Below are 14,629 nucleotides of genomic sequence, written 5' to 3'. Positions count from 1 at the left end.
TCCTTCCCGATCAATCCTCTGGCGACGGTGTGAAGTTCGGCGTCGGGCTGGCGCGCTCCAGCGAATCGATGATTCCCTGCCAGATTTGCGCCTCGGCCGCCCGAGTGCCACGGCTGTTGCTGAACGCCAGCCGGCAGCCGATGCGGTCGAAGCGTCGGATGACACTGAGCCCGCCGGCCGCGCCGTAGTCGATCCGGATCACGCTATCATCCGCTTCGATCACCGCGCTGGGGTTACGCCGGGTGACATCGGCAATCGTCGATTGGCGCAACTCGCTCCAGTCGGGGTTCTGCGGCCGGCCGAGGATAATCTCGTCGAACGACAGTTGCGTTCCGGTCGGCGATTCGGCGGTCCACTTGGCGGGATACCAGGTCCAGCCCGTCGGCAGGGTGATCGCGCAGTGCTCGCCCTCCGTCTTGACGAGCGCATCCGCGCCGTCTTTGCCGACCGTCCTCCCACCGTATCCGGCGCACCCGCCCAGCAACAACGCCGCCAGCCCCAGCAGCGCCACGCTCACCCAGCCTCGTCGTCCCGTCGATCGTCTCACACGCATGGTCTCGCTTTCCTCCCGGCCGAAGTATTCCAGCCCGGGGCGGCCGGCAGGTCGTTCAGTCGGACGAGTCGATCGGAGTGCGGGCAGCCGCGCCGGCCAGCCATGCCAACCCGGTGTTGAGAATCAGATCGAACCGCTGCAACGAGAGCAATCGCGCTTCGTGCTCGACAATGACAGCGACCGGCTCCCCCGTCAGCGTCTCGACCGTCTGTCCAATAGCTTGATCGGCGAGGTACGCAGCGAGCGCGGCGTGGAAGGCATCATGCTCCTCAATCTGCTGGAGCACGTCGTAGGCCCAGAGAAGCTCGTCGTCCTGCGAGGCTGCTGGGCCGGGGTGCGGCGGAGCGCTGGCCGCGCATTGGTAGAGAAAGAGCATCAGCGCGTCGGTCCAGGCCAGCCAGACATCGTGGCCGCCCAGCTGCGCCTGCTCGGCGGCATAGAGGCCGGTTTCCAACGCGGAGCGGAGCGTCAGCTCGACGCCAGCATCCAGCGCGGAGCGGCGGTACTCGGTCTTCATCGACGACCAGGCGACATCATCGGCCAGCGTTCCGCAGGCTCGGACGAAGCCGAAGAGGTGGGCCAGACCGCGTTCGTAATGACGAACACTCTCGCGCAGCGCCGACTCTTCGTCGCCATATTCGGCGACGAGCCTGTCCCAGCCTTCGTCAAAGATGATCTGCTGCAGGTGCTGGATCGCATCATCAAGCGCCCCGACGAAGGAGCGCACCCAATCGTCCCGCTCGCGATCCAGCCAGGCTCGCCGCGCCTGCTGGTCGCCCGCGTCATCGTTGGTCATCCCCATCTCCCGGCAACCCTCCCGCGAGAGGATAGCACCCGGCCATTGACCTATACTCAGGCGAGCACAGGCACGATGCGCACCGACCGAGGGAGCCGGTGATGGAACGCGAGATGGTCGAGCGAATCGAGCGCGCCGAGAACGAGGCATTCACCAGCATGTATCGCGCCGCCTCGGGATATGGCACAAGCACCGTCGAGGTGGATGGCGTTGCAGCTGTCTGGTCGCGCCACGACGACGACCCCGGCTATAACTGCGTTATCAACCTCGACATCGCGATCGACCCAACGTCGACGATCGGCAGAATTGAGGCAATTGTCCGTGAGACCGGCGCGCCGGTGCTCGGTATCGACGGATCGCCGGCGGTCGTCGCTGCTATTGGCGATGAGCGAATCCACCAGTTGGGATTCGCGCGCGATTACCAGGAGCACATGTGGGGGCGACGCCTCAGCCGCGCCGATCTGGACGCGTCCGGCGACGAACCGGCCGGCCCTGTCGCCCGTCACGCCACCCGGGCCGACGCCGCAGCGTTTGCGCGCGTGCTGAACATCGGCTACGAGCTTCCGGAAGAGTCGGTGCGCGGCCATGTCTTCGCCAGCACAATCGAGCATCGCGGCTGGTTCCATTACCTCGTGGAATATGACGGCCAGCCGGGATCGGCATCGGCGCTCTACGTCTCGGAGGGGGTTGCCCAACTCTTCGTCGCAACGACGATGCCCGATTTCCGTGGCCGAGGTGGCCAGGGTGCGTTGATCCGCCAGCGTCTACGCGACGCGCTCGACGCGGGGGCCGATCTGGCAACGGCGCAGACGGGCACCGAAAACGCCTCGCCGCGCAACATGGAGCGACGAGGCTTCGAGCTGCTGTATACCCGCTGGATCTACGCGAAGCGGCTGGGAGACTAGCTCTCCTCGACGACCTCGCTGGGCCGCAGGACCTCCAGCAGCGCCGCACGAGCCGTGGTCGAGATACGGTCGCAGATGTGCTGGGAGATTTCCATGTTCAACCCCAGCTCCACCAGCTCCTCGATCAGCGCGGCGTCGACATCCGACTGCTCACGCTGGATCGCCGCCAGCTCGCTGGGCTTGACGCCGATCTCCCGGGCAATGTCGGCCGCGACCTTGAACGACGGCGCGGTCTGCCCACGCTCCAGGCGTGAGAGATGACTTGCAGAGATCCCGGCACGATGGGCAAGCTCGTCGAGTGTCATTCCGTTTTCTATCCGCAGCTCACGGATCCTCGGCCCCATTGAGTTGCGCGAACGTGCGGCCACATTGGTCTCCTTGACTACGCAGCTAGCAATCCATCCTCCACTCACGCGGCTATGCGTGTGTTGTCAAATCTGGATGACATCGAGACAATTGTCAACCGTTGTCACAGAGCGCATAGATGCATCATCGTGTTTCCGGGGCGAAGATGCACAGACTCTCATCAACCGCATGCTGCAAGGATGACAAGTCTGTCAGATTCGTTGAACGCGCCGCGTGCGCCACTCGGCGCCACGTCGGATTCCGGCGCGAGCGGAGAACGCGAATCTACCGACGCGATGGGCGAGCCCGCAACCCACGAGGTCGTCAACGCTGGCAAGCGGCTGCGGCAGTGGGCGCTCATGGAGGGGATGAGGGGGGTATAGGGGCGAACCTCGTGTTCGCCCCTGGCGATCGTCGGACACGTTCAACGATGCTGGCGGGTTGGGGATCGGCGGGGCGCCCTGCGGGGCGTGGACAGGGCGAGCCCTGTCCCTACGGACCGCTCTTATCCCCCATCCTTCACCCCGCGAGCACTGCCTCGCGCATGATCTCGACGGCGCGTTCGATGTCGGCGCGCGAGACGTCGAGGTGGGTGACGGCGCGCATGCGGGGGCCGCTGCCGCCGCCCATCCGAACACCGCGCGCGGTGAAGGCGGCATTCATCTCGCCTCCGCTCCGACCAGTCTCGGCGACATCGAAGTGGACGATGTTCGTCTCGATATCGGCCGGGTCGCACTGGATGCCGGGGATCTGGGACAGACCCTCGGCCAGCAGGCGTGCGTTGGCGTGGTCGTCGGCCATGCGCTCGACGTTGTAGCGCAGGGCGTATACACCGCCGGCCGCGATGATGCCGGCCTGGCGCATCGCCCCGCCGAACCGGTGCTTCAGCCGGCGGGCCTCGGCCATATCGGCGTGCGATCCGGCGAGCACCGCGCCGACCGGCGCGCCGAGGCCCTTCGACAGATCGAGCCAGATGGTGTCGACCTGCGCGCCGTAGTTGCGCGCCGGGGTGCCGCTGGCGACGGCCGCGTTCATCAGTCGCGCGCCATCCATGTGGACTCGCAGGCCGGCCTCGCGGGCGACCGCGACGACGGCACGAACATTCTCCAGTGGCCAGATCTTGCCAGTGCCGTGGTTGGTCGTGTTCTCGATCGAGAGCAACCGCGAGCGGGGTGAATGCGGGCCGGAATCGCGAATTGCCTCGCGGACTTGGTCGGGGGTGAAGACGCCACGCTCGCCATCGAGCAGAGCAACCGAGACGCCGGCCAGCGCGGCCGGGCCGCCGCCCTCCGACGTGTAGGGGTGAGCGTGGCGGTCGAGGATGATCTCATCACCGGGGCGAGTGTGGAGCGTGATCGCGATGGCATTGCACATCGTGCCGGAGGGGAGGAAGAGCGCCTCCTCCTTGCCCAGCAGCTGGGCGACCATATCCTGTAGCAGATTGACAGTTGGGTCTTCGCGGTTCTGCTCGTCGCCGACCTCGGCCTCGGCCATGAAGCGGCGCATTTCGGCGGAGGGGCGGGTTGCGGTATCGCTGGAGAGGTCGATCAGGCGGTCGGGCATCGGATTGGTTCCTTTCGTCGCGATGGCAGCAGCGCGGGGTTGTCCGCGCGGCTATACTATCGCGTTCGCCCGGCCATCGGCGCCGGGCGTCGGCATGCCACAGACGGGCGGGGCATTCGGTGTCGGGCGCAGAGCAAGTCGAGGTCGAACCAGGCGTCCAACAGCGCAGGAGCGGTGTGCTCGGGCGCATCCCCGGCATCGGCAACGATCTGGGGCTGGGCCATAACAACCTGATCCTGTTCTGGGGGATGCTGTTCAACGAGCTGTCGTTCGGGTTTTACCAGGTGCTGCTGCCGCTCTATATCGAGTCGCTGGGGGCCAGCCCGGCAATCGTCGGGCTGGTGATCGGGCTGCAGGGGGTGGCGCGGCTCATCTTCCTCGCGCCGGCCGGGATGATCGCCGACCGGATGTCGCCGCGGACGCTGATCGTCGGGGCGCGGTCGCTCTCGGTTGTCGGGATCGCGGCGTATGGGCTGGCGCAGGAATGGTGGCACCTCTTCCCGGCAATCGTGTTGCTGGCGGCCGGCAACATCGCCTTCCCGGCCATCTCGAAGGTGGTCGCTGATTCATCCGACGACCGCACCCGCACGCGGGCGTTCACGCTGATCTACACGGTCGGGCCAAGCGTGGCAACGCTGCTCTCGCCGAGCCTTGGCGGCGTGCTGGCCGACACAGTCAGCCTGCGTTCGATCTTCTTCGCCGGGGCGGTCGGGCAGCTGGTTGCGGTGCTGTTCTTCTCGCGGCTGCGGCCGGTCGAATCGAGCGACGCGGCGCAGTCCGGTGGCAGCTACCGGGCGGCGCTGGCCTACCGGCCGGTCGCGTTGCTGACCGGGTTCTTTCTGCTGATGCTGCTGGTGCTGACAACCGGCTTTACGCTGGTGCCGAACTTCCTGCGCGATGTCCACGGTATCGGCTTCGGGACGATCGGACAATTCGGCTCGGTGTCGGCGGCGGGTAGCGTCATCCTCGGCATCATCATCGCGAAGGTCGGCGTGTTTGGCCGGCCGATGAATGCGTTGCTGCTGACAGTCGCGCTCTCAGCCGTTGCCCTCGCCCTGTTCGCCACCGGGACAGCCATCATCTGGTTCGCGCTGGCCTACTTCACACGTGGGGCGTACCTGGTGGCGTGGAGCACGATGTACGCCGCGCTCGGCGACGCTGCGCCGGAGCGATTGCGGTCGAGGACGTTTGTGTTGGCCGAGCTCCTGGGCGGGGCCGGCTTCGCCATCGCGCCATTCATCGCCGGCGCGCTCTACGAGCAATCCCCCGAGCTGCCGCTCATCGTCGCGCTCATCGCGACGGCGCCGCTACTGGCGCTGCTGCTGCTCCTGCGGCGGTATCTGGGGCGAGCGGAGCTGGCCGGGGGTTGATGGTCCCCGGTGGCACGTCTGGCGCGACGGGCCACCGGCGATAGTTTCAATCCTCACCCAATCCTCAGACTGGGTGCGACGGCCGCCGCCGTAGGCTGGCAGGTACGTGCCGTGGTTTCAATCCTCACCCAATCCTCAGACTGGGTGCGACATGCGGGACGTGGTGTCCGTGCACCTGAGCACCACGTTTCAATCCTCACCCAATCCTCAGACTGGGTGCGACTTGCGACACAGACGGCGACACCTGACGAGGTGATGGTTTCAATCCTCACCCAATCCTCAGACTGGGTGCGACAGCTCGTGCGGCGCGCCGACCTCGAGCGGCTCGTAGTTTCAATCCTCACCCAATCCTCAGACTGGGTGCGACTTCGATGCCGTCCTCCATCTCCTTGAGCCGGAACACGTTTCAATCCTCACCCAATCCTCAGACTGGGTGCGACGCTACGGGCTGCGGCGCACGCGGCCGGTGAGCGCATCGCGTTTCAATCCTCACCCAATCCTCAGACTGGGTGCGACACGAGCGGGGTTGCCGCTCATGCCCAGCGAGACAGGTTTCAATCCTCACCCAATCCTCAGACTGGGTGCGACGGCTGACAGGCGCGGGAGGCATGGCGCTCTTACGGTTTCAATCCTCACCCAATCCTCAGACTGGGTGCGACAAGGGAGACCGCGACATGGCGCGGTTGCGTGACGAGTTTCAATCCTCACCCAATCCTCAGACTGGGTGCGACGCACACTCCCCGCACACACGCCGACCGAATGCCAATGTTTCAATCCTCACCCAATCCTCAGACTGGGTGCGACGGCCGTTGTCGCGCACCGCGAGGGCATGTCGGAGGTTTCAATCCTCACCCAATCCTCAGACTGGGTGCGACAACCGCCCGCACACCACCGATATCCCTCAGCGCATCGTTTCAATCCTCACCCAATCCTCAGACTGGGTGCGACAACTCCCGCGCCGGGAACATCTGCCGTAGCACCGTGTTTCAATCCTCACCCAATCCTCAGACTGGGTGCGACGGCATGTGGTTGACAGACAACTCGTCCATCTTGGGTTTCAATCCTCACCCAATCCTCAGACTGGGTGCGACGCTCCGAGTACGAAGACCTCATCCTGCGGCTGGCCGACGTTTCAATCCTCACCCAATCCTCAGACTGGGTGCGACGCTACTCGATGCACGGCACGTTTCACACGCTCAACGTTTCAATCCTCACCCAATCCTCAGACTGGGTGCGACTCCACATCAATTCCTGATGATGTGGACAGGGAAAAGAGGGTCGTTCGCGCGAACCCCTCCCGCTGCTTCGCAATGAGCCGTTTCTCTCGACAACAATGGGCCGAAATGCCCATATCAGTGCAGGAAGTTCGGCGCGCGAACCCAGCCGCAGTTGATGGGACCTCAGGGTTCGCGCAATCACACAACAAGGGGAGCATCGAAGTCGATGTCATGTGTCACCCCATAGGTTTTCAGGTACTGGTCGCGATCCTCGCGGAGCCGATAGATGCGTAAGCTATCCTCCTGTTCGCTGATGCAGCGGAGGAGTCGATGCTCGAACTCCATCAGTTGGGCTTCGGTGAGCGTACATTCGAACACTGACTTCTGTACGCGTTGGCCGAAAGCAAGGCAGGCGAGTGCCACCTTCCTCAGTCGTCTCTTGCCCGCGGCCGTCTCCGTCGAGACATCGTATGTGACGAGTATGCGCATATTCTCCGTCCGCACTCATGCCTGGCTAGCCGCTACCTGGCGCGAAACGGCGGGTACGCGGCGAGATCACCACGAAGATGGCGAGCCAACAGCTGAGCCTGAACATGCGGGACGATACCAATCGGCACCGCGCGCCCAAGCACTGGGTGATTCACCTCTACTCGCTTGCGCTCCTGGTATGCGACAACGACGCGCTTTCGAGCAGCATCGGTCAAACGCGCTGCGCCACCGGGGAGGATTTCAAAGTCATTCGCTCGCAATTGCTGGCGGTTGATCAGCGTCAGCACGAGACGGTCAGCGATGTAGGCGCGAAATTCCTCGATCAGATCGAGCGCAAGTGCTGGCCGGCCCGGTCGTATTGCATGCAGGAAGCCAACCTGCGGGTCGAGCCCGACCCCTTCGCATGCAGCGACGCAGTCATTCAGAAGCAATGCGTAGAGAAACGACAGGAGCGCATTCGTCCGGCCAATTGGTGGCCGGCGCACCCGACCCGAGAACCGGAACTCCTCGCGCTCACTTCGAATCATTCGATCAAATACCGAGAAGTAGGTCCGCGCCGCCTCGCCCTCATAACCGCGTATCTGGTCGCCGGATTGACTGACACCGAGCCTGCGGATACTATCGGCGATTCGGCGGGCTGCGTCGGCAAATGCTGCAGTATCATCAGTCGTTATCGCCTCGCGCCCAGCTCGCAGCACCACTTGTCGCGAATTCTGCAGCTTGCCAGCGACGGAGTTGCGGGCGATTGCCGCAGCGCGTTCATTGCTCATCGCTGCCTCATGCTGTGCCCTGCGCAACAGCACATTTCCGCTGGTCTTTCCGACCATCCGAGCCTTGAAGTGTCCGTTTCCGTCAAGCAACACGATACTGCGTCCTTCATCGGCGCACCGGTGGATGACCGCGGATGTGAGCAGTACATTCCCAAAACAGGTGATCCCACCGAGATGGAGCAGCGGAACCTGGAGCCTGACCTCACGCTCGATCTCAACCTTGAGAGTATCGTGATCGAGCCGGACGTAGGCTCCGGGCGTCATGACGTAGAGCGTATTCAGCGCCTGTATCATCTCACGACCCCTCCTCCTCATCGCACATAAACAGGTCGTCGATCACCCGCGCGCCGAAAGAGATGCGCGTAGCGATGTCTGGCATACATACGTCGGCCAGCGAACAATGCGTGCAACGCGCGTCACGCATTGGCAGTGGAAGTGTGTTGCCTTCCAACATCCCGCGCACCGCGGCCGTCGTCACTGCGACCAGATCCCGCAACACGTCATCGAACGAGACGCTCCGTCTACGACGTGAGCCGTGGTAGTAGATTGCGCCGTGAGGCACTGTGCAGTCGAGCATCTCTTCCAGGCATATCGCCTGCGCGCATAACTGAATCGCCTCATGGCCCCAGGAACGCTTCTTGCCGCTCTTATACTCGACCGGATACGGACCAGCAGCGGTGAACTCGATCAAGTCAGCTCGCCCGACGAGGCCAAGCCGCTCTGACCAGAGCGGCAACGCATACTCGCGGTGGACGGCAGGGCGGCGCTCGGCATCCGTACGATCGACCCGCTCGTGCGTATGCTGCCCGCGGATCGTGTAGGCATTCTCGGTATACGTCTGATCCAGATGGATCAGCGCGCATTGTCGCGGACAGTAGCTGTAGTGTTCGAGCGCGGATATCATCACGGGTTCGAGCGCATCGTCGAACCCTTCGCCTACCGAATCGCCGCCCATGGCTTCTACCCTTCTGTCAGCCGGTCCAATGTCACACCCGTCGGAAGATCCGTCTCGTCGATCTGAACGCGATAGTCACCAAAGCCACGCGGCGCTTCGACGTCGGGCTCCCGCTGAATCCGAACCCGTTCCAGCAGCTTGTGCGCTGGCGCATTGCCGAGGGGGTTTTCGTGGCTGAAGACGTAGAGGCCGCGACAGGCGGTGAGACCGCGTGATGCCGAGCGATCCAGATCCCACATCATCGTCAGAGCCTGCCAGAAGAGCCCAAGGTCTTCGCTATCGAAGCCCGTCTGTTGCGCGAAGCTGGGGATGAAAAAGCCGTTCGCCCGGTAAAGACCGTACGGGACGAGCGCCTTTCGCCCCATCTCCGTTGTCTTGCCTGATGTCTCGTCGCCTTCGGCGCTAACCGTCCGCGTATCCTCGGCTCTGGTGACCGCGATCCGCATGATCGACAGATCAAGCGGCACGATCGGGTCAACCGATCGCGCGAAGGTCAACTGGATCGGCCCACGAACCTGGCCTGCGTTGACGCCGGTCGTCATCACCGCGCCGAACGTGCGGATGTCGTAGAAGTTCTCACACATCCACTGACGCGTCAGATCGACGTCCTCGCGCTTCTGTTTGCTACCGGTGGACTTGATTCCCAGCGCCGTATAAGCGCGCTGGTGCAGATCGTTGAGCGCGATGCCCTGGTTCTGGACGTAGATCTTGAAGCGCTCTTCATGCCCACGCGCGACATCGACCCAATCACGGACCTTGCGCTTGAGCGCGACATCGGTGACAAGTCCCTGCATCGTCTCCGGGTCGATCCGCGGCAGGTTCCCTGCGTCGGGGTCCCCATTCGGATTGCCGTCGGTGACGTCGAAGAGCAGGACGAAATCGTGGCGACGGGTCGGGTCCAAGTGGGTTGCGGCGGTCGTAGCAGTCATCTCGTTCTCCTACCCTTCATTCTCAGGCGTTGAATCGTTGGCACGGCGCGCAGCCGCGCCCTGGCGGCGGCCTTCGGCATCAGCCGCTCGCTGGTGGTAATAGCCAAGCACGAACACGCCCTGCTCGCGCAGCGAGAGCGTTCGCGGGAACGCCCCAATCCCCGCCAGGATGTCCTGCATCCGTCGCTCCAGCGCGATGTAGGCGCCGGGCTTGTCGCGACGGAGGCGCGCGAGATGCGGCTGGGCGCCGCGGGTCAAGCGGCCGAAGACGGAAAGTGGTGCGGTGGATGCCGATCCGAAGAATCGATCGATGATCGTCGCATTGCGTTCGCCGAGTGCTTCCCGCTGAATTACGTCAAGCACAGCCAGCAGCCGGCCGCAAAGATATGCGGGATCGCGGTTTTGCTCGTCAAGACCAACCATGAACGTCTCCCATCCTTCCGATTGTTGCGACGCGAGCACCATCTTGATCAATGCCGCCTGCTGGTAGTTCACCACCTGTCCGGCGCGAATCCGTCGGATCACCTGAGCAACAAGCGACATTGGTAGCGCGCCACCGCGAAGCGCAAGACGCATCAGTGCCTGCGGCACATCTGGCAACGGCGGATCCTTGCTCCCCTCACGGATCGTTGCATCGGCCAACGAGCGAATGCCAAAGTAGCGTTGGTCGCTGGAACGGATATCCACGAGCCTTTGGAGCGCGAAGTAACGGGCGAGATTCTGGCTTGCCTCTGAGACGGTGGTGTCGATCCAGCCCCGCACGGCGACGCGCCCGCCACTGCCCGAGAGCCCGACGCAGTAGAACGCGGTCGCATCAAGCGTCATCGCCCCAGACCTGCCACGATATGCTGCCGTCAGGAGCGCCTCGACCTGCCCTGGGTCAGCCCGGGAAAGGAGCGTACCCCAGGCAAACGACGTCGGCTCTCGCGTCCAGAAGACATACAGGACGCGCCCGAGGTAAAGACGCGACGATTCGTCTTCGATGAGTGCATTGAGCGCTTTCGAGACGCGCTCCGCGCAGTCACTGCACATCGGCGCGATATGGTTGTTCTTGAGATGGAACGATTCGAAGACGTCCACGTTCGCCGAGACGAGAGCAGCGCCACTCGACTGACCGCCGACGGGCCCCAGCCCTTTGATCATGATCGGCATCCGACGTAGTGGCGGGCGACGTTCCCCGCAGACGATACATTCCATCATGGTCTCGCCGTCACCAGCCGACGCTGACCGGTCGGCTTTCATAGCCCAGAAGGCGCGGACTGCCGGTGAGTCAATCGGCCACCGCCCCTCGACACTGAACGTGACGTTGGCCTGTGGGTCGGCGTCCGCTGGCATCGGAATGCGCAATTCATCGGGTTGAGCGAGATAGTGAACCACCGCGAAGACGTCTCGCTCGCCCGTTGTATCAGCACACTCGCTGACAAGATCGATGAATCCCCGGTGAGCCTGCGCAGTACGGGGGCCGTCACCCCAGCCCAGCGCATAGTCGCCGCGGTCGGCCAGCAAAATCGGTTTGATTCCGCTCGTCCGAACGAGTAACGGCACAAGCATCGGAAGCCCCCGGTCAGCCCGAAGCTCCTCGCCGCCAGTCAGTGTGACAAGTCCGATCGGGTTGCCCTCGACATCGAGCTGAACCTCGTACTTGATCGGCGTACGCTTGTACATCGGTGGCCCGAGATCGTCGAGCCGGGTTGAATAGTCACGAAGCGCTTGCAGGAGCATCAGTCCGCCCCAATCTCAGGAGCCGGTGGCACGCGCAGCACCCCATGGTCGAGGCGGGCAGCAAAGAAGCGCGGCGTGCCCGCGCCCTGCGTGGTCAAGTCGTAGTCGATCCCGTGCAGCATCCCGCCAAGATCGTCGCTGATCGCGACTGGCGTTTCGTTGCCATCGAGCGGACCAAAGGATGCCGAGAATTCGCGACAGCCAAGATACGGCATGCTGAAGCATTGGCCGCGCGCGACCCGACGACGAAACTGGTCCCGGTACTTGGCGATGTTATCGGGGACATCCGCCCGAAGCTGCATGTCAGCGCGGATGACGTACCCGACGTCGCGCAGCGCAAGTGTGTGACGCTGCGTCCTGTCGTCCGGAGCGACAAAGTTTCCGGCTCCAGCCGCGGCCCAACCGGTAGCGGTACGGTATGACTGCCGTGTCTGAACCTCGTTCCGCATGATGGGCGTATAACTGACCGGATTCAACACCCATATCTCTCGCACGATCCAGCTAACTCCGGCTTCCAGAAGATCGCTTCCAGGATGCCTCGCGCCGCAGACGGCGTCATCACCGGGTAGCTCACCCGTTCGGCCTTCATCTCTGGCCGCGTGAAGCAGGCCAGGTCACCCCACACCTTCACTTCCAGGAGAGAACGTTCGGCCATAGCTCACCTGTCATTCTTCGCTCAGATCACCAAAGCTTCGGGGTCACGGCGGTCGCCGACCAGACCTCGGATGCGATCGTACTCCCCCAACCACTCCCACAGGCCGGGGACAATCTCGGCGGCGAGTCCCTCTCGGGCGTATCCCGATAGCACCGTCGACCGGACATTCACGATCAACGGCTGAAGCAACCTCCAGATCAGTCGCGGGTTCCCGCGCCGGGTCCGCAAACGGTCGATCGCGTTATCCACCTCCTCTCCGTCCGGCAGTGTCGTCCAGTACCGAACCAGCACTGATGCCGTGTCATCTGCTATGAGACGAAAGCGTTCAGCCACAGTGGAGTACTCGAGGTTCGCGCGTGCCTCCTGGATCCTCGGCGCATCGAGTGAAACACGGTCGTACAGAGCGCGGAAGTAGTCCCAATAGACAGCGGGATCATGAAAGTCAAAGCCCGGACGGGAGAGCATCGCGCGAGCAATATCCGTGCCCGTCCGATATGCGCCCGGCGGTTCGTAGCCTTCTTCAGGCTGGAAAACGACAACACGGCCGCTCTCGAGCTTACCCTCACGATTGCAGCGGCCGGCCGCCTGCACGATACGGTCGAGCGGGCCAACGGCGCGCAATACCAGCGGGAAGTCGAGATCAACCCCCGCCTCCACGACCTGGGTCGCAACGACGCGACATGGCTCACCGTTGTGCAGGCGATCCTTTACTTCCGAAAGGACATCGCGCCGATGTGCGCCACACAGCAGCGTCGACAGATGGCGCGCATCAGGATCGCCCAACACGTCGAGCAGCGCTAGCGCGTCGGACTTCGTATTGACGATCGCGAGCGACTGCGGGCTCGTCCGCATCTCGTCGGCGGCGCGTTCCCAGGCCCACTGCTCTCCGCGCGCAGCCGGCAGATGGTAGACAACCCGCTTCAGCCGGTCGAAGTGCGCAATCGGATCGGAGACAATTTGACGGACGTTCGGGAGTCCACGAAATCCGGCACTCGCATCAATCGCCGGTTGGGTCGCGGTGCTGAGGACGACAGTAACGCCGTAGTTGGTGACGAGTTCGCGAAGGACATCCAGGATCGGAGCAAGCAACCGTTCCGGCAGCGTCTGTACTTCATCCAGAATGATCACACTGTTGGCGATGTTATGCAGCTTGCGGCACGCTCTCGTCGATTTACCGAGGAGGCTCTCAAAGAGTTGGACCGTGGTCGTTACGACGATTGGCGCGTCCCAGTTTTCGGCCGCGAGCCGTTCCCAATCGCGATCGATGTCGTCATCTGGTTCGGACCGTTGGATTGCGCTATGGTGCTCAAGGACGGCATGCGACGACTGAAAGATCGAACGGTAGGTGGCTGCGGTCTGGTCGGTGATCGACGTATAGGGAATCGCGACGATCACCCGCTTGAGATCGTGTTGTGCGGCGTGACGCAGCGCGAATGCAAGCCCAGAGCGAGTCTTCCCTCCACCAGTCGGGACAGAAAGCCGGAAGAAGCCCGGGGGCTGAATCGCTGCATTCAGGCAATCGAGATAGACGCTGTGCCGAACATCGGCAACGACGTTATCGCCCTTGCCCGAAATTCTTCTCTGATCGGCTTCGAGCTCGTGAGTTAACTCTGGAATAGACGGGAGTGTCGCGCGCCGTGAGTCATACCGCCCAGGGTCGAAGTGCGCTTCGGTATCCAGAAAGTCGGCATCGACCAACGCGGAGAAGAGCATCCGGAGAAAAAATTCCAGCGAAAGGGGTGACCGCAGCCAGGGTGGCGCTGCTAGCGGAGACATCGGCTCCAAGTCAGCAATGACCGACCGCGCGATCGCCAGTGCTTCATTCACACGTTGCTCCGGGAGTCGTTCATTCAGCCACACACGTAACTCGGTCTCCTGATCACGAAGCCCGCCATGGTGTCCGACGATCGGCTGGGTGAGTGGCGGTGCATACTGTGCGGCCAGCTTCGCCCCTGCGGCCTTGTGGTCGGGGCCGCGTCGCCGGGTATACAAGTCACGTTCAACACCGAGGAGGTATTGCTGAAATTCGGGATGGTACTTCCCCAGGTCATGCCAAAGGCCGACCCACCAGCCTAACTCCGCGGCTCCGAAGGCCTCCGCGAATCCCTGCGTCGTCTGAGCGACGGTAATAAGATGGTCGAGTAGCAAGTGTCGGTTACCTTGTTGATTACGGGAATGGGCGTAGGCCATTGTTGCGTCGGTGTCGCCCCGCATACTGACTACCTCCCGGCTGACGCAAACGACGATCCTGTGACATCAAATCGGTATCATAAATGTGTCAAAGTTTCTGTATCAGTACTACAGCGTAATATACCATAGCTGGTTCTATGATCCAGTGAAAACATGATGCATGTCCTTGT

The 14,629-nt window shown here is 63.0% G+C and carries 15 protein-coding genes and 1 CRISPR repeat array; of the genes, 3 read left to right on the top strand and 12 right to left on the bottom strand.

Annotation, left to right across the window (positions count from 1 at the left end; genetic code table 11):
- Positions 1-10 precede the first annotated feature (10 nt).
- Together V9F06_03030 and V9F06_03025 are read right to left on the bottom strand one after the other, a co-directional pair.
- Positions 11-517 (bottom strand): hypothetical protein, encoded by a 507-nt coding sequence (locus V9F06_03030; GenBank protein MEI2616602.1) that lies wholly within the window; start codon positions 515-517, stop codon positions 11-13.
- Positions 518-608: 91 nt separating this feature from the next.
- Complete coding sequence (locus tag V9F06_03025; GenBank protein MEI2616601.1) at positions 609-1,349, bottom strand: hypothetical protein; 741 nt, start codon at positions 1,347-1,349, stop codon at positions 609-611.
- A 101-nt stretch (positions 1,350-1,450) separates the two neighbouring features.
- On the opposite strand from V9F06_03025, the gene V9F06_03020 reads away from it, so the two are divergent.
- Positions 1,451-2,254: a hypothetical protein gene (locus V9F06_03020; GenBank protein MEI2616600.1), complete on the top strand. Its 804-nt coding sequence runs from the start codon at positions 1,451-1,453 to the stop codon at positions 2,252-2,254.
- Here V9F06_03020 and V9F06_03015 read toward each other — a convergent pair.
- Positions 2,251-2,622, bottom strand: a complete 372-nt coding sequence (locus V9F06_03015; GenBank protein ID MEI2616599.1) for a helix-turn-helix transcriptional regulator — start codon at positions 2,620-2,622, stop codon at positions 2,251-2,253. The two genes, V9F06_03020 and V9F06_03015, sit on opposite strands and share 4 nt — an antisense overlap.
- Before the next feature lie 177 nt (positions 2,623-2,799).
- Here V9F06_03015 and V9F06_03010 point away from each other — a divergent pair, with 177 nt between their 5' ends.
- A complete protein-coding gene (locus V9F06_03010; GenBank protein MEI2616598.1) occupies positions 2,800-2,982 on the top strand; it encodes a hypothetical protein in 183 nt (60 codons plus the stop codon).
- 136 nt (positions 2,983-3,118) lie between these two features.
- Here the strand turns inward: V9F06_03010 and V9F06_03005 are convergent, their stop codons facing one another.
- Positions 3,119-4,162, bottom strand: a complete 1,044-nt coding sequence (locus V9F06_03005) for a GntG family PLP-dependent aldolase (GenBank protein MEI2616597.1) — start codon at positions 4,160-4,162, stop codon at positions 3,119-3,121.
- Between the two features lie 119 nt (positions 4,163-4,281).
- Here V9F06_03005 and V9F06_03000 point away from each other — a divergent pair, with 119 nt between their 5' ends.
- Positions 4,282-5,532 carry an MFS transporter gene (locus tag V9F06_03000; protein ID MEI2616596.1) on the top strand — a complete coding sequence of 417 codons (1,251 nt, stop codon included), beginning with the start codon at positions 4,282-4,284 and terminating at the stop codon, positions 5,530-5,532.
- A gap of 43 nt (positions 5,533-5,575) precedes the next feature.
- Positions 5,576-6,770: direct repeats of the CRISPR family, unit length 37 nt; unit sequence GTTTCAATCCTCACCCAATCCTCAGACTGGGTGCGAC.
- 177 nt (positions 6,771-6,947) lie between these two features.
- Here V9F06_03000 and cas2 read toward each other — a convergent pair.
- The 8 genes from cas2 to cas3 are packed head-to-tail and all read right to left on the bottom strand — an operon-like array spanning position 6,948 to position 14,483.
- Positions 6,948-7,238, bottom strand: a complete 291-nt coding sequence (gene cas2, locus V9F06_02995; protein MEI2616595.1) for a CRISPR-associated endonuclease Cas2 — start codon at positions 7,236-7,238, stop codon at positions 6,948-6,950.
- Between the two features lie 32 nt (positions 7,239-7,270).
- A complete protein-coding gene (cas1c, locus tag V9F06_02990) occupies positions 7,271-8,302 on the bottom strand; it encodes a type I-C CRISPR-associated endonuclease Cas1c (protein MEI2616594.1) in 1,032 nt (343 codons plus the stop codon).
- Between the two features lies 1 nt (position 8,303).
- On the bottom strand, positions 8,304-8,963 hold the full coding sequence (gene cas4, locus V9F06_02985) for a CRISPR-associated protein Cas4 (protein ID MEI2616593.1): 660 nt from the start codon (positions 8,961-8,963) through the stop codon (positions 8,304-8,306).
- Between the two features lie 5 nt (positions 8,964-8,968).
- Entirely contained in the window at positions 8,969-9,892 is a 924-nt protein-coding gene (gene cas7c / locus V9F06_02980) for a type I-C CRISPR-associated protein Cas7/Csd2 (GenBank protein MEI2616592.1), read from the bottom strand.
- A 9-nt stretch (positions 9,893-9,901) separates the two neighbouring features.
- Complete coding sequence (cas8c, locus tag V9F06_02975) at positions 9,902-11,614, bottom strand: type I-C CRISPR-associated protein Cas8c/Csd1 (GenBank protein MEI2616591.1); 1,713 nt, start codon at positions 11,612-11,614, stop codon at positions 9,902-9,904.
- Positions 11,614-12,108, bottom strand: coding sequence for a type I-E CRISPR-associated protein Cas5/CasD (locus V9F06_02970; GenBank protein ID MEI2616590.1), 495 nt, complete (start codon positions 12,106-12,108; stop codon positions 11,614-11,616). The genes cas8c and V9F06_02970 overlap by 1 nt, the downstream gene beginning before the upstream one ends.
- Positions 12,087-12,269, bottom strand: a complete 183-nt coding sequence (gene cas5, locus V9F06_02965; protein ID MEI2616589.1) for a CRISPR-associated protein Cas5 — start codon at positions 12,267-12,269, stop codon at positions 12,087-12,089. The genes V9F06_02970 and cas5 overlap by 22 nt, the downstream gene beginning before the upstream one ends.
- A 21-nt stretch (positions 12,270-12,290) precedes the next feature.
- Entirely contained in the window at positions 12,291-14,483 is a 2,193-nt protein-coding gene (gene cas3 / locus V9F06_02960) for a CRISPR-associated helicase Cas3' (protein MEI2616588.1), read from the bottom strand.
- Positions 14,484-14,629 lie beyond the last annotated feature (146 nt).

It is taken from the genome of Thermomicrobiales bacterium (assembly GCA_037045155.1).
Lineage (GTDB): Bacteria > Chloroflexota > Chloroflexia > Thermomicrobiales > CFX8 > JAMLIA01.
The sequence above is the reverse complement of the archived record's forward strand: the minus strand, read 5'-3'. Positions and strand labels throughout refer to the sequence as shown.